The organism is Nocardia sp. NPDC049220 (genome assembly GCF_040647855.1).
GTDB lineage: Bacteria > Actinomycetota > Actinomycetes > Mycobacteriales > Mycobacteriaceae > Nocardia.
Map to the genome: position 1 here is coordinate 1 of NZ_JBEZDA010000023.1, position 21,546 is coordinate 21,546.

18 protein-coding genes and 2 pseudogenes are annotated in these 21,546 nt (G+C 67.8%); 10 read left to right on the forward strand and 10 right to left on the reverse strand.

Features of this window, described 5'->3' with window-relative positions:
• Positions 1–216, forward strand: a pseudogene (locus AB0C34_RS28660) (cytochrome b); the annotation flags it as partial.
• A 66-nt stretch (positions 217–282) separates the two neighbouring features.
• On the opposite strand, the gene AB0C34_RS28665 reads toward AB0C34_RS28660, so the two are convergent.
• A complete protein-coding gene (locus AB0C34_RS28665) occupies positions 283–780 on the reverse strand; it encodes a polyadenylate-specific 3'-exoribonuclease AS (RefSeq protein WP_357079701.1) in 498 nt (165 codons plus the stop codon).
• A gap of 187 nt (positions 781–967) precedes the next feature.
• Here AB0C34_RS28665 and AB0C34_RS28670 point away from each other — a divergent pair, with 187 nt between their 5' ends.
• A complete protein-coding gene (locus tag AB0C34_RS28670; protein ID WP_357079580.1) occupies positions 968–2,353 on the forward strand; it encodes a class II 3-deoxy-7-phosphoheptulonate synthase in 1,386 nt (461 codons plus the stop codon).
• Between the two features lie 132 nt (positions 2,354–2,485).
• Here the strand turns inward: AB0C34_RS28670 and pknB are convergent, their stop codons facing one another.
• On the reverse strand, positions 2,486–4,450 hold the full coding sequence (gene pknB, locus AB0C34_RS28675) for a Stk1 family PASTA domain-containing Ser/Thr kinase (RefSeq protein ID WP_357079583.1): 1,965 nt from the start codon (positions 4,448–4,450) through the stop codon (positions 2,486–2,488).
• Between the two features lie 149 nt (positions 4,451–4,599).
• Here pknB and AB0C34_RS28680 point away from each other — a divergent pair, with 149 nt between their 5' ends.
• The gene (locus AB0C34_RS28680; RefSeq protein WP_357079586.1) at positions 4,600–4,968 is read left to right on the forward strand and encodes an Rv2175c family DNA-binding protein; all 369 of its coding nucleotides are present in this window, start codon (positions 4,600–4,602) and stop codon (positions 4,966–4,968) included.
• 428 nt (positions 4,969–5,396) lie between these two features.
• Here the strand turns inward: AB0C34_RS28680 and AB0C34_RS28685 are convergent, their stop codons facing one another.
• Together AB0C34_RS28685 and AB0C34_RS28690 are read right to left on the reverse strand one after the other, a co-directional pair.
• Positions 5,397–6,980, reverse strand: a complete 1,584-nt coding sequence (locus AB0C34_RS28685; protein WP_357079704.1) for an alpha-(1->6)-mannopyranosyltransferase A — start codon at positions 6,978–6,980, stop codon at positions 5,397–5,399.
• Between the two features lie 385 nt (positions 6,981–7,365).
• Positions 7,366–8,442 carry a polyprenyl synthetase family protein gene (locus tag AB0C34_RS28690; protein WP_357079589.1) on the reverse strand — a complete coding sequence of 359 codons (1,077 nt, stop codon included), beginning with the start codon at positions 8,440–8,442 and terminating at the stop codon, positions 7,366–7,368.
• A 246-nt stretch (positions 8,443–8,688) separates the two neighbouring features.
• Here AB0C34_RS28690 and AB0C34_RS28695 point away from each other — a divergent pair, with 246 nt between their 5' ends.
• Entirely contained in the window at positions 8,689–9,690 is a 1,002-nt protein-coding gene (locus AB0C34_RS28695) for a methylenetetrahydrofolate reductase (protein WP_357079592.1), read from the forward strand.
• Between the two features lie 156 nt (positions 9,691–9,846).
• Here the strand turns inward: AB0C34_RS28695 and AB0C34_RS28700 are convergent, their stop codons facing one another.
• The 6 genes and pseudogenes from AB0C34_RS28700 to AB0C34_RS28725 all read right to left on the reverse strand — a co-directional run bounded on the left by AB0C34_RS28700 (position 9,847) and on the right by AB0C34_RS28725 (position 15,086).
• Positions 9,847–10,647: a DUF1684 domain-containing protein gene (locus AB0C34_RS28700; RefSeq protein WP_357079595.1), complete on the reverse strand. Its 801-nt coding sequence runs from the start codon at positions 10,645–10,647 to the stop codon at positions 9,847–9,849.
• Between the two features lie 586 nt (positions 10,648–11,233).
• Positions 11,234–12,412: a glycosyltransferase family A protein gene (locus tag AB0C34_RS28705; protein ID WP_357079598.1), complete on the reverse strand. Its 1,179-nt coding sequence runs from the start codon at positions 12,410–12,412 to the stop codon at positions 11,234–11,236.
• A gap of 35 nt (positions 12,413–12,447) precedes the next feature.
• Positions 12,448–13,143, reverse strand: a complete 696-nt coding sequence (locus tag AB0C34_RS28710; protein WP_357079707.1) for a DUF3153 domain-containing protein — start codon at positions 13,141–13,143, stop codon at positions 12,448–12,450.
• A 158-nt stretch (positions 13,144–13,301) separates the two neighbouring features.
• Positions 13,302–14,090: a carotenoid biosynthesis protein gene (locus tag AB0C34_RS28715; RefSeq protein ID WP_357079710.1), complete on the reverse strand. Its 789-nt coding sequence runs from the start codon at positions 14,088–14,090 to the stop codon at positions 13,302–13,304.
• Positions 14,091–14,296: 206 nt separating this feature from the next.
• A pseudogene (locus AB0C34_RS28720) lies at positions 14,297–14,467 on the reverse strand (NAD(P)-binding protein); the annotation flags it as partial.
• Between the two features lie 7 nt (positions 14,468–14,474).
• The gene (locus tag AB0C34_RS28725) at positions 14,475–15,086 is read right to left on the reverse strand and encodes a GNAT family N-acetyltransferase (RefSeq protein WP_357079601.1); all 612 of its coding nucleotides are present in this window, start codon (positions 15,084–15,086) and stop codon (positions 14,475–14,477) included.
• A gap of 207 nt (positions 15,087–15,293) precedes the next feature.
• On the opposite strand from AB0C34_RS28725, the gene AB0C34_RS28730 reads away from it, so the two are divergent.
• The 6 genes from AB0C34_RS28730 (at position 15,294) to AB0C34_RS28755 (ending at position 21,322) form a co-directional block, all read left to right on the forward strand.
• Positions 15,294–15,734 (forward strand): SAV_6107 family HEPN domain-containing protein, encoded by a 441-nt coding sequence (locus AB0C34_RS28730; RefSeq protein ID WP_357079604.1) that lies wholly within the window; start codon positions 15,294–15,296, stop codon positions 15,732–15,734.
• Positions 15,735–15,859: 125 nt separating this feature from the next.
• On the forward strand, positions 15,860–16,282 hold the full coding sequence (locus AB0C34_RS28735) for a DUF3040 domain-containing protein (RefSeq protein ID WP_357079607.1): 423 nt from the start codon (positions 15,860–15,862) through the stop codon (positions 16,280–16,282).
• A 421-nt stretch (positions 16,283–16,703) separates the two neighbouring features.
• Entirely contained in the window at positions 16,704–17,135 is a 432-nt protein-coding gene (mraZ, locus tag AB0C34_RS28740; RefSeq protein WP_357079610.1) for a division/cell wall cluster transcriptional repressor MraZ, read from the forward strand.
• A 184-nt stretch (positions 17,136–17,319) separates the two neighbouring features.
• Positions 17,320–18,294: a 16S rRNA (cytosine(1402)-N(4))-methyltransferase RsmH gene (gene rsmH / locus AB0C34_RS28745; RefSeq protein ID WP_357079613.1), complete on the forward strand. Its 975-nt coding sequence runs from the start codon at positions 17,320–17,322 to the stop codon at positions 18,292–18,294.
• A gap of 197 nt (positions 18,295–18,491) precedes the next feature.
• Complete coding sequence (locus AB0C34_RS28750; RefSeq protein WP_357079616.1) at positions 18,492–19,430, forward strand: hypothetical protein; 939 nt, start codon at positions 18,492–18,494, stop codon at positions 19,428–19,430.
• A 128-nt stretch (positions 19,431–19,558) separates the two neighbouring features.
• On the forward strand, positions 19,559–21,322 hold the full coding sequence (locus tag AB0C34_RS28755; RefSeq protein ID WP_357079713.1) for a penicillin-binding protein 2: 1,764 nt from the start codon (positions 19,559–19,561) through the stop codon (positions 21,320–21,322).
• Positions 21,323–21,546 lie beyond the last annotated feature (224 nt).

Below are 21,546 nucleotides of genomic sequence, written 5' to 3' on the forward strand. Positions count from 1 at the left end.
GGTCACCCGATCCCGCTGCAGTATCAGGGCGCTCCGGTGCCGAAGAAGATGAGCAAGCTGGGTTCGGCGGGCAAACCGGGCACCGGCAGCTTCCTGCGCGCGGACCCCTGGCAGGAAAGCGAGAAGCACTTCGAACTCGAGCACCACGAAGAGCACAAGCAGTTGAAGGTGCTGCAGCGGGCACAGGAGAAGGCGAACGGCAAGAACAGCCACTGAGCTGGCGTTACGCGACGGCCCCGAGTCGAATCCGACTCGGGGCCGTCGCGTATCACGAGGCGGGTGTCACCAGCGGGGCGTCGAGCGAGCCGCCTCGATGGCCTCGAACTTGGCCAGATTGTGCCGGGCGTCGGCCAGCGCGTCATGCGCGTCCGCGGGAACCGGCGGAAGTTCGGGCCGGCCGTGTGCCTCCCAGTGCTGGCGCAGCTCGTTGGTGTAGCGCGGCAGGGCATTGGGCAGATCCACCATGGAACCCCACAGCTGGCACAGCGCCACATGGTCGTAGGCCGCGACCCAGGCCCACAGTTCCGGCTGCACGCTCGCTCTGGGGACCAAGAACCGGTAGAGGTCGTCGCGGATCTGTGCGCGGCTGCGCCATAGCGGGGAGGACGGCGACGGCAGCTGCGGAAGAACGTATTTGCGCACCCACGGGCCTGCACGGTCAGGATCGAATTCGGTGGACACCGCGTAGTACTCACGGCCGTCCTCGCAGACGAATCCGATCGAGATCAAATCGATGGTCTTACCGTCCTCGATGAATTCCGAGTCGTAGAAATATCGCAGCGAGATCGGTCTCTCCTCGGCGTTCGGGTGCCGTTGCGGCAGGTAATGGGTTTCGGGCAACCCTATGTGGACGGTCGGGGCGGCAGGTGCAAGGGGCCATACGGTGGAGATTTCCGCCACCTTGGTGGAGTGGTATTCCCTGGGCACCGGGTATCCCCGGAGGCCGGACGGTCCGTATTCTGGACTGGTGAACTGGACCGTCGACGTACCCATCGATCGCCTGCCGGAATTGCCGCCGCTGCCCGCCGGTCTGCGCAAGCGGTTGGACGACGCGCTGGCGCGTACCGCGCTGCAGCAGCCGTCCTGGGATCCGGCGCAGGCAGCCGAAATGCGCACCGTGCTGGAGAGCGTGCCGCCGATCTGCGTGCCCGCCGAGGTCGAGGAGCTGCGCAACCAGCTGGCCGAGGTCGCACGTGGCGAGGCGTTCCTGATGCAGGGTGGCGACTGCGCGGAGACCTTCGCGGACAACACCGAGCCGCACATCCGTGGCAACATCCGTACGCTGCTGCAGATGGCGGTCGTACTCACCTACGGCGCGAGCCTGCCGGTGGTGAAGGTGGCCCGGATCGCGGGGCAGTACGCCAAGCCACGCTCGGCGGACACCGACTCCCTCGGGCTCAAGTCCTACCGCGGCGACATGGTGAATTCGCTGGTCGCCGACGCGGGGCTGCGCCAGCACGACCCGTCCCGCCTGGTCCGTGCCTATGCCAACGCGAGCGCCGCGATGAACCTGGTCCGCGCGCTCACCGGCGCGGGCATGGCCGACCTGCACAAGGTGCACGACTGGAACCGTGACTTCGTCGCCAAGTCGCCCGCGGGCGCGCGCTACGAGGCGTTGGCCGAGGAGATCGACCGCGGCCTGGCGTTCATGACCGCCTGTCGGGTGAACGACCCGAGCCTGCAGGCCGCCCGCATCTATGCCAGCCATGAGGCGCTCGTGCTCGATTACGAGCGCGCCATGCTGCGCCTGAGCGAGAACGCGAACGGCGAGCCGGTGCTCTACGACCTGTCCGCGCACTTCCTGTGGATCGGTGAACGCACCCGTCAGCTCGATGGCGCGCATGTGGCGTTCGCGGAGCTGATCGCCAACCCGATCGGCTTGAAGATCGGCCCGTCCACCACGCCGGAGCAGGCCGTGGAGTACGTCGAGCGGCTGGACCCGAACAACGAACCGGGTAGGTTGACCCTTGTGTCGCGGATGGGTAATGGCAAGGTTCGCGACGTGCTACCACCGATCATCGAAAAGGTGCAGGCCACCGGTCACCAGGTGATCTGGCAGTGCGACCCGATGCATGGCAACACCCACGAAGCTTCCACCGGCTTCAAGACCCGTCACTTCGACCGCATCGTCGATGAGGTGCAGGGATTCTTCGAGGTGCACCACGCGCTGGGCACGCATCCCGGCGGCCTGCACATCGAGCTCACCGGTGAGGACGTCACCGAATGTCTGGGCGGCGCACAGGACATTTCCGACCTCGACCTTTCCGGTCGCTACGAAACCGCCTGTGATCCGCGCCTGAACACCCAGCAGTCCCTGGAGCTGTCTTTCCTTGTCGCGGAGATGTTGCGCTGAACGGTGATCGGCGCACCGGGTTACGTTCCGGTGCGCCGAATGTCGCGCTGGTCGTCGCGTAGCGCTTCAGCATGACCTCCCGTGTTGCGACACCTCGCCGGGTGCGAGCGACCTCGGCGGCGTGCCGCAGTGTCAGGGAAGTGCGACGAGCGAGACGCTGCTGCCTGGCTCGACGTTGGCACCGATGGCGGGGGTCTGCGAGATCACCACCGACGCGTCCGAGCGCGTGAGCTGGCTGATCTGCACGTGCAATCCCAAGCCTTCCAAACGGGAGCGGGCATCACCGACACTCGCACCCAGCAGGCTCGGCATCTTCAGCGCGTTGGACACGAGCAGGACGACCCCGTCGCCGGACTGCACAGTCTTTCCGGCGGTGGGATCGGTGCCGATGACGTGATCCGCCTCGACGCTGCGATCGAACTGGCTTCTATTCTCGCGCACGGTGATTCCGGCGGCCGTGAGGATCTGCACCGCCTCCGCGGTGGAGCGGCCGTGCACGTCGGGCACCCGTACCGGCTGGGATCCCTTACTGCGGAAGACCTTCACCTGCGCACCCATCGGCAGCACGGTCCCCGGTTTCGGATCGAGTCTGGCAACGGTTCCCTTGGGTGCGGCGTTGGACTCCTCTCCGGCGTCCACCGGTTGCAGCCCGGCATTCCGGATCAGCTGTTCGACATTCGACACCGAGTCACCAGGTTTGGCATCCGGCACCCGGGGCTTTCCATTGGAGACCAACACCGCGACCGTCGATCCCTTGGTGACCTTGGCCCCGGCCGACGGGTCGCTGCCGACCACGCCACCGACGGGGATCGTATCGGACGCCTTCGGCCGGGTCTCGGTCTCGAAGCCAGCCTCTCGGAGGGTAGCGATCGCCTTGTCGGTGTCGAGCCCAGCGATCGGCGGAACCGCCGAATAGCGGCCGAAACCGAGCCACCACCCGCCGATGCCGACCAGCAGCGTGAGGATCGCGATGATCGCCACCCACAGCCATACGGTGCGCCGGGACCTGTCGCGGTCGTTGCCGTAAGGCCGATACGGTGGCGCTGGATGCGCTCCCCGCATCTGCTGCGGCTGGTCGTAGCCGTCCGGCGCACCGTAGTCGAGTCGTGGCCGCTGCGCGGTGACCACTCTGGTGTGCTGCATGGGTTGCGCCGTGCGCGGTTCGCGTACCGGCGCCTCGACAGCGGTCCGCAGATCATCGGGATCGACGGTCCGGTAGCTGGCGCTGAGGTGCTCGGCCGACTCCTGCGGCGCGGGCACCCGGTAGGCGGGTAGTTGCAGCGACGCGCCGATCTGTCGCAGCGCGTCCACCATCTCGTTCGCGTCGGCGAACCGATGTCCCGGTTCGCGGGCGGTGGCCTTGGCGACCAACTCATCGAATTCCGCGGGCACCCCGGCGATGAATCGACTCGGGCTGGGCACGTCGTTCTCGATACGTTGGTAGGCCACCGACAGCGAGGTGTCACCGGTGAACGGGACTTGGCCGGTGAGCAATTCGAAGATCAACACGCCGAACGAGTAGACATCGCTGCGCGCGTCCGCGGTGCCGCTGGTGACCTGCTCCGGAGACAAGTAGGCGGCCGTGCCCAGAATGACACTCGCCGAGGTGGTGTTCGCCGCGGCCACCGCTCGCACCAGGCCGAAATCGGCGATCTTCACCTCGCCCGCATCGGAGATCAGCACATTCTCCGGCTTGATGTCGCGGTGCACCAGCCCCGCCGCGTGCGCGACGCCGATCGCCGCGAGCACCGGCTCGGCGACGGCGCGCACCGCGTGCGGTGGCATCGGGCCGCGTTCACGAAGCAGCTCGCGCAGCGTGCCGCCCTCGACCAGTTCCATGATCAGGAACGGGTGGTCGCCGTCGATCCCCTGGTCGTACACCGCGACCAGCGACGGATGCTTGAGTTTGGCGACCGCCCGTGCCTCGAACTCGAATCTCGATAGGAACTGCGGGTCACCTGCGAACTTCGGGTCCATCACCTTGATGGCGACCGGTCGGTCCAGGCGGGTATCGACCCCGCGGAAGACCGTCGACATTCCGCCGCGGGCAATCGGCGCATCGATCCGATAGCGCCCTTCCAGCATCTGGCCGATCAAGTGACGTCCTCCGGCTTTCCCAAACCTCGCACCCCTCGCGGTCCATGCCACAAGCGATCAGCCGCCCGGTGCGGCCCTCACGATGGTATCGACCGAACCGGCCCGGGTGTCTCACGACGTGCGAGGCAGGACCGTCTACCGTTGTCCGGGTGAGTGCATTTCCCTGCAGTGATGACGTTCTTCCGCAGTCGGTGGCGGTGGTGCCGCTGCCCGAGGTGGCGGACAACCTCGGACTGGTGGTAACCCGGGTTCATCAGATGCTGCGCGACCACCAGCTGATCGCCGTTCGCAGAGACGGCGTGCCGGGCATCCCGGCGCGATTCTTCGACGACACCGGCGCGGTAGTGAAGCCATTGCCCGGGCTGATCACCGTGATGCGCGACGCCAAATACACCGACGAAGAGATCCTGGAGTGGATCTTCACCGAGGACGACAGCCTGCCCGGCAAGCCGATCGATGCGTTGCACGGCCCATTGGCGCGCGAAGTCCTGCGCCGTGCGGCGGCCGATCCGTTCTGAGTTGTCGGCCGCGCGGGAGCTGCGGGTTCGCAGCCCTCTTGTGGCTACCGTCCGAGCGGCCGGCGCTGGCGACTTCGTCGCGTGCGCGTCGGCTGCTCGGACGGTAGCCAGACCGCGAACGGCGCTCGATGGCACCGCGTGGGTGAGGGTTGTGTGGGTGAGGTTGGTGTCTGCTCGGCGGAGTATCGGGCTGGGGTCCGGGCATGATGGTCTTGCGCGGGTATCGGTTTCGGCTGAGCTGGGTGTGTGGTGCGGTCAGCGGTGGAGTGGGCCGCGCAGGTGTCAGTGGTGAATTCGGTTGTGGCTACCCGTAAGTGGTGAGGGCGGCGGCGCGTTGCGCGAAGACGGCGTAGTCGAAGCGCCCGCTGCGGTACCAGATGTCGGGTAGCGGGTGGCGACCGTGCGCACGGCCATTAGGCGGCTATAGGTCATGGTTGGTCGGCCGGCGCCGGCGCGGCACTCGGCGGACCGGCGCGCAACCGCAGCGGGTCCACCGTGCACAGCGACATCGCCGCCACCACGGCGGCGAAGGTCGCGGCGGCGACGTGCCAGAAGTTGTACAGGCCGATCGAGCCGTCCGGCTGGAACACCAGCATGAGCCAGGTGCACACACCGACCAGCGTCATCAGCGTCGTGGTGGACAGCGCGAATCCGGCGGCCAGCGCCAGCGGCCACGAGTAATACCAGGGCAGCGCGGCGGGGGAGAGAATGACGATGGCCACGAACGCGATCAGAATGCCGAGGACTGCCTCCCGCTCGCTGTGCCGGAACCGCCACCAAGTCCAGGCGAGCACCGCGACCAGCGCCAGCGCGCAAATCGCGCGAGTCACCCCGAGTACCGACTCCATCCGCAGCGGGGTCAACCAGGTGACCGCGTGCGCCATGATGGTCGGCAGCGACAGCCAGTTGATGATCTTCTTGGACCCGGACAGTGCGGTGAGCCAACCGATGCCGACGCCGGCGATCGCCGAGGTGGCCACGAAGACCACCGCGAACACGCTCAGCCCCAAGCCCGCGATCTTGGCAAACATCGTTGCCGGGTGGGGCATGTCCTCGGTCGGCTCGGCGGCATCGTCGGGCTGCTCACTCGCGGGCAGGTGCGACGGGTCGCGCCCGACCCGTCGCGCCGCGCGGCGTTCGCGTTCGTGCAGCATCCAGATCCAGACCAGGAACGGCAGTGCCACGCCCGCGGTCGCCTTGATGGCCACGCCGATCGCGACGACCACGATTCCGGCTACGTGATGACGCTCCAGCACCAGCGCGATGCCCGCACACATCAAGCCGACCATCAGCATCTCGTTGTGCACTCCGCCGATCAGGTGGATCAACACCAGCGGGTTCAACACGGCCAGCCACAACGCCACGGTCGGCTTGCCGCCGAGATGCTTCGTCAGATACGGCACTGCCCACATCATCAGGGCGAGTCCGGGCAGCATGACCAACCGCATCGCGATGGTGCCGGCCACCACGTTGTCGCCGGTTACGGCGGTGATCGCACGGCCGAGAAGCAGGAATACCGGGCCGTACGGCGCGGTGGTGGTGGTCCAGACCGGGCTCACATTGTCCAGCAGCACACCGGGATTCGCCACCGGCCCGACCTGGTACGGGTCGAAACCGTCGCGCAGCAGCGCGCCCTGGGCCAGGTAGGAATAGGTATCACGGCTGAACATCGGCACGGCGAACAACAGGGGGAAAATCCAGACGCCGACGATCGCACGCAGCTCGTTCGGTGTCACCCCGGCGCTGGTCCGGTCACCCGTCCCGATCGTGGCGCGCCCCAGCCGGACCCAGGCGGTGATCATCAACAGCACGCCGATCCAGATGCAGATGGTCGAGAGGGCGTATCCGTGGCCGAAGCGCAGCCAGGACAGGTGCATAGCCTCCAGCAGCGGGTCGCGCTTGCGGACGCTACCCGCGCCGAACCCGCCGAAGGTGATCATGATGGCGCCGAAGAAACCGAGTAGGGCGGCGTGACCCTCGGGACTTCTGGCGAAGTCGGCGCAGGCGCGCATCCACCACAGGGAACCACGGGGGGTGGCCGATTCGCGGCGTGCCGAGGTGTCGGGTGCCTGGCCGGTGCTGTCGGTGGTGGCGGCCTCTGCGGTGCGCGTTTCGGGGGATGCCATCTGGTGTCGGTCCCCCCGAATGATCGGCGGTCGCAACCGCGAGCGAATAGGTCGGCGCTCAGTTTACGGCGTCGTTCCGAACACTATGCCGCTGGTGCGCGGGGTTTCGCTCGGAGTGGGCCGGATATCGCCGGAAATCCGGTTTGCCGCTAGTTTTCCAGAGCAGTGCGGTGCGGGCGCCAAGCCCAGGCGTGGTGCCGCGACCAGCGATAACTATGTTGTCGCTATAGGCGGGAAAATTATCCGGTCGACATGGCGGTACCCGCTCGGCTCATGCGGAGCGTTCGGTCGCGGCCAGCGCCATCGCGCGCAACCGTTCCTTCGCGGCGGCTGTCGCGGTGCTGGCTTCGATGGCGGCCAGGCCCCGTGCGGTGAGTTCGGCGATCATGCGCTCCACCTCGTCGACCGCGCCGAGTTCGGTGAGCACCTCGCGCAGCCGTTGTACCTCGTCGGCACTCAGATCGGTGCCGATGCTGGTCCGCAGCAGCGTGCCCGCGGCAGGATCGGTCGTATCGGCACGACGCAGCGCCTCGGCCAGTAGCGCGGTCCGCTTTCCTTCTCGCAGGTCGTCGCCCGAAGGTTTGCCCGTCACCGCCGGGTCGCCGAAGACGCCGAGCAGGTCGTCGCGCAGCTGGAAAGCGATGCCGATATCGGTGCCATACCTGCGAAAGGATTCGATGAGGTCCTGATCGGCGTCCGCTATGGCGGCGCCGAGGTGTAGCGGGCGTTCGACGGTGTAGGCGGCGGTCTTGTACCGGTTGATCCGCAGCGCCGCTTCGATCGATTCGTCGGCCCCCGCCTCGCCGTGGATATCCAGCAGTTGGCCGCCGAGCACCTCGGTGCGCATTCCGGCCCAGACCGGTGCGAACCTGGCGATGGCTGCCGGGGTGAGGCCGGAGGCGTGCACCATGTCGTCGGCCCAGGCCAATGCCAGGTCGCCGATCAGGATGGCCACGCTGGTACCGAAGTGTGCCGAGTCGCCGGCCCACTCGCGTATCTGGTGGCGCCGTTCGAAGTCGACGTGCACGGTGGGAAAGCGGCGGCGGGTACGGGACGAGTCGATGATGTCGTCATGGACCAGCGCGCAGGCCTGCACCAACTCCAACGCCGAGCAGGCGGTGAGCACCGCGTCCGCCTCGGCGCCGTGCGGATCGCCGCCGGCGCCGAGCCAGCCGGTCCACGCGAACGCGGGTCGGGTGCGCTTTCCGCCGCGCAGGACGAACAGCTCGAGCGCCTCCGCCGCCTCGATGACGACCGGCCCCAGCTGTCCGACGATTTCCCGGCGGGTCAGGAAGAACCGTTTCAGAGCCGCCTGCACGGCGGAGACGAAGGCGGGGGTGCCCGGCACCGGCACGACGGCCTGTGGGGTGTGGGTACCGATTCCGGCGGACAGAGTGGAGCCTCCAAAGTCGTGTGGCGGTGGACACGCGTGGTGCGGTGCACCGGTGCCGGCCACTGCGTGTGATCCGGCACCGTGCGGAGGTGTTCGCACGTGGGCGCCGGGCGCGGCGTATGAGCTGTCTGATCCGAGAGAATACGCGGGGTGGCCGAGCGACTTGACGGCGCTGCCGTCGGTCACCTCTAGACTGAACCGGTGACTTTCGACAACGTGCGGGGACGCTCGACTCCGGGCCGGGCCTCCCGGACGCATCCGAACGTCTCTGGAACACCCTCGGTTGTACAGAGTCTGCAGGCTCACGCCGGGAGCGCGGTGCCGTTCTCCGTAGAGTTCAATCCGCCCCGGGACGGCGCCACCGAGGCGCGGCTATGGCGTGCGGCGCGCCAGTTCGAGCGCATGCACCCCGCGTTCGTATCGATGACTTACGGCGCGGGCGGCTCCACCCGAGACCGCACGGTGCGCGTCACCGGAGAGCTCGCCGAAGAGACCACCCTGCTTCCGGTCGCGCACCTGACCGCGGTGGAGCACAGCGTCGCCGAGTTGCGTTCACTGGTCGGCGCCTACGCCGACTCCGGCATCCGCAACATCCTGGTGCTGCGCGGTGATCCGCCGGGCGATCCGCTCGGTGAGTGGCACCAACATCCCGAGGGCGTCTCCTACGCCGAGGAACTGGTGCGCATCGTGCGCGACCTCGGTGATTTCCACGTCGGTGTCGCCTCATTCCCCCAGGGGCACCACCACTCACCGGATCTGGCGACCGACACCGAGTTCCTCGTCGCGAAACTGCGCGCGGGCGCGGAGTATTCGATCACTCAGATGTTTTTCGATGTCGAGCACTACTTGCGGCTGCGCGACCGGGTCGTGGCCTGCGACCCGGTCGAAGGCGCCAAGCCGATCATCCCGGAGCTGATGCCGATAACCTCGTTGCGCACCGTGCAGCGCGCCGAAGAACTCTGCGGCAGACCGCTGCCCGACGCGATCATGCAGCGGTTGCACAAGGCCGCGGGTGACGGGCCCGAGGAGAACGGCGCCGCGGTGCGCGCGGCGGGCATCGAGATCGCCACCGAGATGGGGCAACGGCTGATCGACGAGGGCGCGCCCTGCCTGCACTTCATCACGCTCAACTTCGCCAAGGCGACCAGCGAGGTGCTCACCAACCTCGGCTACGGTGTCACCGCCGCACCGATCAGCGCCTGACGTCCACGTTCCGGATCAGACGTGCGTACCCGGGTACCGCTGGTCTATACCCGCGCTGTCGCGTGATTCGACCACATCGCGTGATCGGTTGCGGCGCCGGTGCGGACGACCGAGGCGTGGGATCGACCAAGCGCCGCTGATGGGTACCGCGGGTGATCAGTAGTTCGTCCGCGGATCCTGCTCGCCCGCCTCGACGGCCACCCGCAACCGGTTCTGTGCGGGCGCGACCGAGCAGGTCGCGAAATCGGTGAAGGCGCACGGCAGATTTGTCGCCCGGTTGAAGTCGAGCAGCACTGCGCCATCTGGCTCGGGTGCGCGGACGGCCAGCGAGCGCGCCGTGGGATAGGTGGTGACACCGCTGGTGGCGTCGGTGAACAGCACCCGTAGTTGGTCCGGGGCGCCGAAGGTGACGACCCGCTCGGTCATCCCGCCGAGAGTGAATTCGATGGTGCCCGAGATGACGTGGTGGTGTTCGAGCCCTGCCACCACCGCGCCCGTGGTCAGAGTCGGTCGCCGGTCGAACGGCGTGAACCGACCGGGCGCCACCCAGCGCGGATCCGGCGGGTAGGTCGGGATTCCGTCGAAACTCAGCAGGCCGGGTGCCGCCGGATCATGCACTCGGACGGCGTAGCGGCTGGTCCGTCGGATCACCTCGAGCACCCGATGTTCCTGCAACACACTCAGTCCCGGAGCGCCCTCGGCGGGCGTGATGATCTGCACGCCCGCGATGCCGAGGCCGTCGTACTCCAGCCGGTCGGCGGGTTGCGCGGTGATGAACACCTTGTCGTCGGTGACCCACCAGGTGCCGGGAACATCCGGCAGTCGCTCGGGGTGGTCGGTAAGCCAGTGCAGTCCGGTCAGGCTGAGGAGGCCGAGCGGGTCACGCAGTTGGTCTTCCCTCGCGTGGTGCCAGCGCGCCCATTCGGTCTCGAAAATACTGGTGATGCTGGTGGTCATGACGCTTCGGTTCCTTCGTCGAGGGTGCTGCGATGGTGGCGCAGGCCGAGGTTCATCGGACAGGTGGTCGCCTCGTGGCCGAACTGCTCGTGTCGGCGGGCGGTGTCGTGTCGGCGGCCGCGGGCGGATCAGTGACGACAACTCGCGGAGGCGACGGTGCAGTGGTCGATGTGGCGACGGTTCCCTCGGACGCCGCGGGTGGCGGAGCTGATCACTGCGTTCCTCCATCGGTCCCGGCGGAAGCACCCGCGCCCGGTGACCGGGGGGTTGCTGCGATGTCGATGAGCCAGGTCTCTCGACCGCTCTGGACGGTTGATGCCGGCGCCCGGCCAGCCGATCTCAGGTCGAGCCGAATCATCATGCCCAGCATGCGAGCCCTGGAACAAGGGAAGTAATCACCGTGAGCGTAGATCTTGCCGCGTGCCGAGCTACCGGATCTGTATGTAGCCAGATATCCGCCGTCGCCGCGGTAACGGCCTACTTCGGGCAGGCCGACTCGGGTGGACAGCACCGACTGTCCGGGGAATGTCGCCGTTCGCGATAGCAGGCGGTTTGCGGGGTGCCGCACGTGGACTGCGTCGTGGCGCTAGCCGCTCGTCGGTTCGAGCGGACGCCCCTTCCAGCGCAGCGCGCCCCGGTGCCGGGCACGGTGTGAGCGCGCCCACAGCAGCAGATAAACCGCGACCGAGAGCGGGTGCGCCAGGGCGGCAGCGACATCCGTGCGCGTCGGTGCGCCGCCGATCTCCATGGAGCGGGCGAGCAGCCTGCTCGTCACGGCGGCCAGGGAGCCGAGCAAGCCCGTCCACCGGACGCCCCCCTTCCCGAGCACGGCGGCCATCGGTGGCGCCCAATAGATGAGGGCGGCAAGCAATCCCACCACGGCGCCGCGCGCAATCGTGCCGCCGTGGGCCGACCAGAGCCAGCGGGTGTAACCCGCCTCGATGTCGATCGCGCTGTGATACATCCTGGTGCGTGCCAACGACCCGGCGGCCACGACGGCGGTGGAATATCCGGCTCGGCGCAGGGCTCGGGCGATATCGAGGTCCTCGGTGACGGACGTGGCCACCGCGGCGTGACCACCGATGGCGCGGTAGTCGTGGTTGTCGAACACCAGGAACTGGCCGCAAACCACCGCGGTGGACGGCCGCGAACTGCGGTCGGCCGCCGTGATCGGCAGCGTCGCTGCCCAGGACCAGCACAGCAGCGGCTGCACCATGGCCTCGGCGGCCGACTCGGCCAACTGTAGCGGCCACGGTGATACCAAAGCGACGCGTCGCCTGCGCAATTCGGCTACCGCCGCCGCGATGGCGGTGGGCGCCAGGCGCACATCGGCGTCCAGGAAGACCAGCACCGGCGTACGCACCCCTTCGGCCAACCGGGCGCAGGCGGCGGACTTCCCGGTCCAGCCGGGGGGAGGTTCGGACTCGATGCGCAGTAACGTGAATCGCGGGTCGCCGTCGATCGCCGTGCTCGCCGCCGCGGAGGTGTCGTCGGTCGAGGAATCGTCGAGAATACGGACCGACATGCGCGGAATGCGCACCTGGGCACGCAGATCGGCGATCAGACCGGGTAGGCGATCGGCCTCGTCCCGTGCGGGGACGCACACCGTGACCGGCTCGATCGCCGGCGGGGGTGTCCTCGTCAGCCGTCGCAGGGTGACCCTGTTGTACAGGGCGATGCCCGCGCCGAGCACCGCGAGCGCCGCGGCACACGTCACGGGGATCGCGGTCGCGCGTGGCGTCTTCGGCCGATCGGCGCACACCATGGCGCTACGCTATCGCGGCGCGTCGTCGAAATGCTTCAGCGATTCTGCGTCACGGAGCGCCACCAGCGGCTCGGTGAGAACCCGATCTCCGGCGCGCCGGGAGCGGGCGGGTTGCGATCCATGAACGCCATGGCGGCGATGATCGCGGCCACGGCGAGGGTGATGCCGCCGACGATGCCCGCCCAGCCCGCGAACGAGCGGGTGTTCGGGTCGGCGTAGCTGACCTCGGCGCGCAGCGTGGAGACATCGCCGGGTGGCAGTTTCCAGGAGACGATGTTGTCGCCCTCACGGCTGCCGTTGGTCTTCGCGACGCGGGCCGGGAACGCGATGGTGAACTGTACGTCGGAGCCGTGTGGCGGAACCGATTTCAGATCGACCCGGCCCGTGAGGCTGACCAGATCGCCGGTACGCAGGAACTGCAGTTGGAACATGCCCTGGGTCTGCTCGGACAACTGCCCGAGTTGCTGCACTTCGCCGAACGACAGATCGTCGAAGAACACCTGGCTGCCCACGTAACCGTCCTGGGCGTACGCCTCCACCCGCACCGTCGCCGCGAGCGACTCGGGCGCCTTCAACTGCGGTCCCTTGTCGTTGGGGTCCGTGGGCACCACCGCGGCGACGATCCGGCCGGACACCCGATCGTTGGACGAGACACCCATCGAGACCTGGACGCGCAGGCAGCCCGCGAGCACCGGGGCCAGCAACGCCGCGAGCAGGAAGGCCGCGACCATACGCACGCCACGGCGTGGTGTCCGTTGCGGCGGGAGTACCAGGGCATCGGGCATCGTGGTCTGCACGGGTGACATCGTGCCAGGCCAATCGCCCGGCATGCCACGCGACGGGCGCAACCCGTGTCGCGGCGTGGCCGCGCCGAGGACATCGGGTCAGGTCAGCGCCGCGATCGGGGCAGGACCACCAGCAGCGGGATGCCGAGCACACCCATCCCTACCAGTCCATAGCAGGCGGAATAGGGCAAGCCGAGGAAGGCCGCGTGGGCGAGCGCCGACCCGAGCCAGGTCCACAGAAACATCGCGCCCGGGACCGCGAGACCGAATCCCCGGCCGCGGACCGGGCAGCCGGCGGGCGCCGCACGCTCCCAGACCGCGAGTAGACCGGCCATGACGAGTGCGACGCCGAACCACCCCAGGTAATTCGAGAACGGGATCTGCTCGAGACCGGGGAGGCCGGAGCCGGCGTCACACCAGGTCCACTGCCCGTCGGCGACCATCTGCGGGTCGAGGAACAGGTCCCAGCCCACGGCGCCGAGCGCGGTCAGCGTGATCCGCGCCGTTGTCCGCCGAGACACCGCCCCGGCCACCACCCACACCGGATATAGCCCGCCGATCCAGGCTGTCGCGACAACCAGCGGCACCCCGAGCAGCGCGGGTCCGAGCCGGTCCACCGCGTATCCGTAGCAACCGAACGGCACACCCGTCGCGGTGCCGACCACCTCGGTCAGCAGTCCGATTCCGGCGACGAGCAGCACGCCGGTGGCATAGCGCAGTCCCCGGGTCGCCGTCGCGTGGGTGAGCGCCGTCCCGGCGGACAGCAACACGACCGCGATCGTGATCCGGTCGCGACCGTCGCCGGACGTCAGCGGATAGCCGATCTGCGCGGCGACTGTCAGCATCGCGCAGGCCACCGACAATTCGAACAGTGCGCGGCGATGTTCCGCCATCGGGCGCGCGGCGCCGATCGCGGCGGGGTGTCCGGGCAACGGCTCGGATGTTTCGGCGCACCCGCGCGACGCCGACGGTGGGTCGACCGAGCCCTTCACCGTCGTCGCCGCCGAAGATATCGGCCGTGCCGAGGGTCGCGTAGTACCGGGGTAGTCGCCGCGCGTCCGGTCACCCTGGAGACACCACCCGGATGGGCGGACGCAGTGTGCGCCGACGACCCGCGATCGACCCGATGGCCGGGAAACCGCTGCACCATCGACACCGTCCCGCCGAGTGCCTCGTCGCGTTCGAGCACCTAGACCGAATGCCCGGCGCGGGCCGGATAACACCGGGCGGCCACTGCGTTGTGGCCGGAGCCGACGACGACAGCCGTCACCCGTCCCTCACAGCGGTAGCCGCCTGCCGAGGATTGCGAACGGCCGATTGTCGCCTGCGAACACGAAATTGCGTACCACGTCGTCGAATCCCTGCCTGCGGTAGAGCCGCCACGCGCGGTTGTCCTCGCCGTCGACCTCGGGCGTCGACAGCAGAACGGCCCGCTCGGGCCGGTCGCGAAGCAGCCGTTCCAACAGTGTGGCGCCGATGCCGCGGCCTTGCGCGGTGGGATGCACATGCAGTTCGGTGAGTTCGAAGTAGTCTGCGAGCAGTTCTCGTGTGGAGTTTTCCGGCCAGCCGCAGCGGCGCATCCCGCTGTGCACCTGTTGGTGCCACCACTGGTGCGCGGCACCGCGGTAGCCGTAGGCGATCGCGACGATAGGCGCGCACCGCAGGTCGATTCGACCGGAATCTTCGGGTACCACGGCCGCCACCGCCTGCCAGCCCGTCCTGGTGGTGTGTTCGGTCCACATCGGCGCGCGATGGTGCTCGGTGCCGCGCGGATAGGCCATGGCCGCGACGTATACCGCCAACGCGTCATGCAGCCGGGCGCGCAGATCCGCGACCGAGAGGTCGACGATGGCGGGTGCGGGGGTGTGGTTGGGCTTGACGGCGGTCATGGCTCTCGTCGGTCGCGCGGACGCGGAAGTTTGTCGGTGGGCGTCTCTATATTCAAGCTCAATTCAAACGTTCGAATACCTGTTCGGTCCGTGCGGTGGTGGAAAGCGGAGTGCTATGCCGCCTCCCACGCAGGCTACGGGCCAGGGTGTGCGATTGCTGAGATTGCTGAGATCGGCGCGATCGCTGCGAATAGGAAGGGCAGGCTCATGTCTGGTCGAGTCGAACATCCGGGGCAGCCGGGCCGGGCCGGCAAACTGCTACTGCGGGCCGATGGTTTGCTCATGCAGGCGCAGGGGGAGCGGGATCCGCGCGAGCGGTTCCGCACCGCCTACTTGGCCGCGCTGCGCGGCGCGGGTGCGGTGATCGCGCTCACCGGTGCCGATGCCGCGGCCAGGGCGCGCTCGCGCAATGCGTGGGTGCTCTTGCAGCGCGCCGCGCCCGAGTTCGTGATGTGGTCGGACTACTTCAGCGCGCGCTCGGAGATCCGGGCCGCACTGGAGGCCGGATTGGACCGGGACGTCGATGATCACGAGGCCGACGAGTTCTCTTCGCGGGTGGGCGCATTCCTACATGACGTGGAAGACCTCCTGTCGGTGTCGGCCCGATTGCGACCCGCGCCGGGATGGAGCGGCGGCATGACCGCTTAGTTATCGACGAGAAGGTGGTACGGCTGTGATCGAACTCGTATCATTGGTGACAGATAGCCGCCAAGGTCGGCTATCTGTCGCCTACCCGGAGGCGGCAGCCACGTCCTAGTGCCGGGGGAGGTACCGTGCCACTCTCCGAGCACGAGCAGCGCATGCTCGAACAAATAGAGAGCGCTCTCTATGCTGAGGATCCCAAGTTCGCCTCGTCCGTTCGCGGCGGACGGCTACGTTCGACCTCGAGTCGCCGCAGACTCCAGGCCGCCGCGTTGTTCGTCCTCGGCCTGTTTCTCCTCGTCGCCGGCATTGCCGCACCGGTGAAGCCCGGCGGCTTCCCGATCATCAGCCTGATCGGATTCATCGTCATGTTCGGTGCGGGCGTGCTCTTGCTGCTCGGCAGTACCAAGAGCGTTGCCAAGAACGGCCGAGCGGGTGACGCTTCGCCTGGTGGTTCGGGCGGATCGAGGAGCGGACGCGGGCGTCAGCGCAAGTCCGGTGGTTTCTCCGATCGGATGGAAGACCGGTTCCGGCGGCGGTTCGAGCAGGAGTAGCCGCCCGCCGCCGGACATCGTCAGTACAGACCGCGACGCCGCACCGAGGTGCGGCGTCGCCTTTTGTGCGTTTGGGCGTCGAACGCACGGATGCTCTCCACCCGATTCGGCACCGGACTTTCTCGCTTCCCCACACCTCCCCACACGCTTCCCCCGCGATGCCCCTCCGGTCGGTCCCGACGGGCCTGTCCAGGGGGTTTGCTGGGTGTTATCGGACATTTGCTCCGTGACCTGGCGCGTGTCGGTAGAACTCGCAAAAGTTCGGCATGCCGGTGATAGCTGGGGTGACCTGCGGAATCGTCTGAGCCGGGAGCCAGATCACCGCTTGTTTCGATTGAAAGTGGGGGAAAGTGGGGTAATGTGGAGCGCGCACTTACTGAAAGAGCCGACCATCGAGGTGATCGACTAGGGAGGTGTCGAGATGTTTCTCGGTACCTACACACCTCGCTTGGATGACAAGGGGCGACTCACGTTGCCTGCGAAGTTTCGAGACGATCTGGCGGGAGGGTTGATGGTCACGAAGGGGCAGGATCACAGCCTTGCCGTGTACCCGAAAGAGGAGTTCACCGCGCTCGCTCGGCGGGCCGCGGCCGCGTCTCGAAGTAATCCGCAGGCTCGCGCGTTCGTCCGGGCGCTCGCGGCCGGAACGGACGAACAGCGTCCGGACGCCCAGGGCCGGATCGTATTGTCGGCAGACCATCGCCGCTACGCCAACCTGCACAGGGATTGCGTGGTGATCGGATCGGTCGACTTCCTGGAGATATGGGACAAGCAGGCGTGGGAGTCCTACCTCGCCGAACATGAGGAGGACTTCTCGCAAGCCAGAGACGAGTCGCTGGGCGGAATCTTCTAGCCCCGACCGAGCGAGTGCCGCGCGGTCTCTGCCCGGACACGGACCCTGACGTACTTCCCCGACGCCAGGTGCCGAGGTTCGGTCAGAGACCACGGGGCATTCGTATCCGTATCAAAAGCATTGTGTATCAACGCGGCCCGTGTGTGGCGCGCGACGACGTGAGGCAGGATTCCGGGAGGTCGAGGTGAACCGTGAACAGCGCGGCCCTCGTCATGTTCCAGTTCTGCTCGAGCGAGCCGATGCGCTGCTTGGTCCGGCCCTCGGCGAACCGGGCGCGGTGTATGTCGATGCGACCCTTGGCCTCGGCGGTCACGCCGAACATTTTCTGCGCACCTATCCGAACCTGCGTCTGGTCGGCTTGGATCGCGACACCACCGCACTGAAGCTGGCTGGTGAGCGGCTCGCGCCGTTCGCGGATCGGATCACGTTGGTGCACACTCGCTATGACGGCATCGCGGAGGCGTTGACCCAGGCGGGACTGTCCGCGACCGGCTCGGTCTCGGCGATCCTGATGGATCTCGGCGTCTCATCGATGCAGCTCGACGAGGCCGACCGTGGCTTCGCCTATTCGGTCGACGCGCCGCTGGACATGCGGATGGACCCGACCACCGGTCCCACCGCCGCCGACGTGCTCAACACCTACAGTCACGGTGATCTGGCCCGGGTACTGAAAACCTATGGCGAGGAACGCTTCGCGGGCCGCATCGCGGCCGAGGTGGTTCGCCGTCGCAAGCTGAAGCCGTTCACCACCAGCGGTGAGCTGGTGGATCTGCTGTACGCCACGATTCCCGCGGCGACCCGCCGCACCGGCGGGCATCCGGCCAAGCGGACTTTCCAGGCGCTGCGAGTTGAAGTCAATCGGGAGCTCGATTCGCTACGCGACGCGTTGCCTGCCGCGCTGGCCGCGCTGCGCGTCGGCGGACGCGTGGTCGTCATGTCCTACCAATCGTTGGAGGACAAGGTGGTCAAGCAGGCGCTGGCTCCGCGCACGATGTCCAGGACTCCGGTGGATCTACCGGTCGAACTGCCCGGGATGGGGCCGGAATTCCGAATGCTCACCCGTGGCTCGGAGAAGGCGACCGAGCGGGAGATCGAGGAGAACCCACGGGCGGCGCCGGTGCGGATGCGCGCAGCGGAGCGGATCCAGGAGGCGCGATGAGGAATCATCGCGCAGCGCCTTGTCGCGCCGACCGGGTGCGGGTGTCCCGCAAGTTTCAGGAGGCGCGATGAGGAATCATCGCGCAGCGCCTTGTCGCGCCGACCGGGTGCGGGTGTCCCACAAGACACAGGAGGCCGGATGAGACAGCACCGCGCTGCGTCGATCCGGCATCTCGTGCGGACAGAGGAGGGGAACCGATGAGCGTGCGGACACGGACCGTCGAAGCGCCGGGCCGGATCGCCCGGCGGGTCCAGGATGCCGAACGGGTGAAGTCCGGTGCGGCGCAGCGAGCTTACGCCCGGCGTCGGCTGCGTGCCGAAGGTCGTTCGGATGCGATGCCGCCCGCCATGCGGCGCTCCGCGATGGCCGCGCGGATTCCGTTCGTCACGGCCATCATCGCGCTGCTCGGCTGTGGCCTCGCGCTGACCCTGTTGCTGACCACCCGGGCCGCCGAGGACAGTTACCAGCTCGGCGACGCACGAGCGACCAACCGGAAATTGGCCGACGAGCGCGCCGCGTTGCAGCGGGAGGTCGAAGCCGCCGACTCGGCGCCCGAGCTGGCCGCGCGGGCGCGGGAACTAGGCATGATTCCGGCCAAGGACCCGGCCCGCCTCCTCATCGCGCCGGACGGCACTGTCACGGTGATCGGCACACCGACCCCCGCCCAGGGCGCGCCGGTGCCACCGCTGAATGTCTCGCCGTCGGGGCCGCGGGTCGGTAACCCGCAAGCAAGAGGTGAGCGGGTGATACCGGTCACCACGATGCCTGCCGTGCCTGGACAGGGCCAGGCGGCTACTGGACAACAGAGCACCGTCCAGGGTGATGCCGCGCCCCCGGGCCCGGCGCCGGTCGCCCCGGTGATGGTCGGCCCCACTCCGTCCGGCCCGGTGTCCGCCGCCCCGCAGGCTACGGATCAGCAGTCGCAAGCCGACACGGCACCAGGGCCCCAGCCGTCAGTTCGAGGGCCGCAGACGCAAGCAGAAGAACCTCAGCTACCGCAGGTGGAAGCGCAACAGCTACCGCAGGTGGAAGCGCAACAGCCGCGGCAGGTGGAGGTCGCTCCGGCTCGAGGGGAACAGCAGTCGGACGAGGAGACGCCGCAGGCGCAAGGTCTCCTCGACGGAGGGCCGCTGTGACGCGTCCTGGGCCCGCGGCGCGTCGGCGTCGCGGGCCCGCCGCGTCCCCGGGCGCAGGTCCACGCAGGTCCACGTCACTCGGATCGGATCAGCCGCTGCGACTGCGTCTTGGAGTCGGCCGCGTCGTCATGCTGGTCGCCCTCGCCGTCGTCGCCCTGCAACTGCTGTGGGTGCAGAGCGTCGCGGCGCCGGGGCTGTCGGCGCAGGCGGCCAGCCAGCGCACTACCCATCAGCCCGATCAGGCGACGCGCGGGCCGATCACCGATCGCAACGGCAAGTCACTCGCCTTCACCATCTCCGCCAAAGCCCTGACCTTCCAGCCGGTCCGGGTGCGCAAGGAGTTGTCCGACGCCAGAGCCAAGAGTGACAAAGCGCCTGATCCGGATGAGCGGTTGCGCGATATCGCGCACATGATCCACGAGAAACTCGGCAAGGACGCGCCCACGGAAACGGATCTGCTCGCCAAACTGCGCGGTGACGATCAGTTCGTGTATCTCGCCCGTAACGTCGATCCGCGGATCGCCGGGGAAATTACCGAGAAGTTCTCGCAAGTCGGTTCCGACCAACAGAGCATCCGGGTATATCCAGGCGGGTCACTGGCAGCGAACGTGGTCGGCGCCACCGGGTGGGACGGACACGGACAGGTCGGGCTGGAGTCGTCGATGGACTCGGTGTTGGCGGGTACCGACGGATCGCACACCTACGATCGCGGTTCCGACGGTGCGGTCATCCCTGGCAGCTGGCGGGATGAACAGCCTGCGGTGAACGGGTCCGCGGTCGAACTCACCGTGGACTCGGATCTCCAGTACTACGTGCAACAGCAGGTGCAGCAGGCCAAGGAACTGTCCGGCGCGAGCTCCGCCTCGGCGGTCGTCCTCGACGCCAAGACCGGCCAGGTGCTGGCGATGGCCAACGACAACACCTTCAACCCAGCGCTCGGACCGCAGAGTTGGGCCAGGGCCGATCTGAACAATCCGTCGGTTTCGGATGTGTTCGAGCCGGGGTCGGTGAACAAGATCATCACGGCGGCCTCGGCCATCGAATACGGCTTGACCAGTCCCGATGAAGTGATGCAGGTTCCCGGCGATATTCAGATGGCGGGCGTCACCGTTCACGATGCGTGGACGCACGACGTGGCGCCGTTCACCACCACGGGCATCTTCGGCAGATCCTCCAACGTGGGAACGCTGATGCTGGCACAGCGGGTCGGTGAGAACCGCTTCGCCGACATGGTGCATCGGTTCGGGCTCGGTCAACGCACGGGTATCGGCTTGCCGGGCGAGAGTGCCGGACTTGTGCCCGATCGCGACCAGTGGTCTGGTGGCACGTTCGCGAATCTTCCGATCGGACAAGGTCTTTCGATGACGACGCTGCAGATGGCGGGAATGTATCAGGCCATCGCCAACGACGGTGTCCGCATCCCGCCAAGGATCGTCAAAACCGAGATCGCGCCGGATGGCACCCGAACCGAGGAGACACAACCGGACGGGGTGCGGGTGGTGAGCGCGCAGACCGCCGCGACGTTGCGGACAATGTTCCAGGCGGTGATGCAGCGCGACCCGATGAACGCCGAACAGAACGGAACCGGCTGGCCCGCTGCCATCACGGGCTATCAGGTGGCCGGAAAGACCGGCACCGCGCAGCAGGTCGATCCAGATTGCGAATGCTATTCGACGTCGTCTTTTTGGATCACTTTCGCGGGCATGGTCCCCGCCGACAATCCGCGCTACGTGATCGGTCTCATGCTCGATGCGCCCGTTCGGAGTTCCGATGGTAGCGGTGGCGGTTCGGTGGCTCCGCTGTTCCACAACATCGCGTCGTGGGCGCTGCAGCGCGATCGGATCCCGCCGTCGCCGGAGCCGTCCAAGCGATTCGTGCTGCAGGCAGGGTGATTCTGTTCGTCGGCTCGGTGCGGCGGCACGCACAGCCGACCGTGGAAATGACCGACACCGCGCGCTCCGATCGGCTGGTGCGCGAAGCTGGGCCACCGGAATGCGTTGGTGCTTGCCTCGCCCGCCATGGGTCGCCGTCTTCTGCCGCGTGGCGCGGTCCGTTCACGATGGTGCAGCCCGTAGGGTTCGGGTATCGACATCGCCGACGTTGCGGTGGGGCGCAT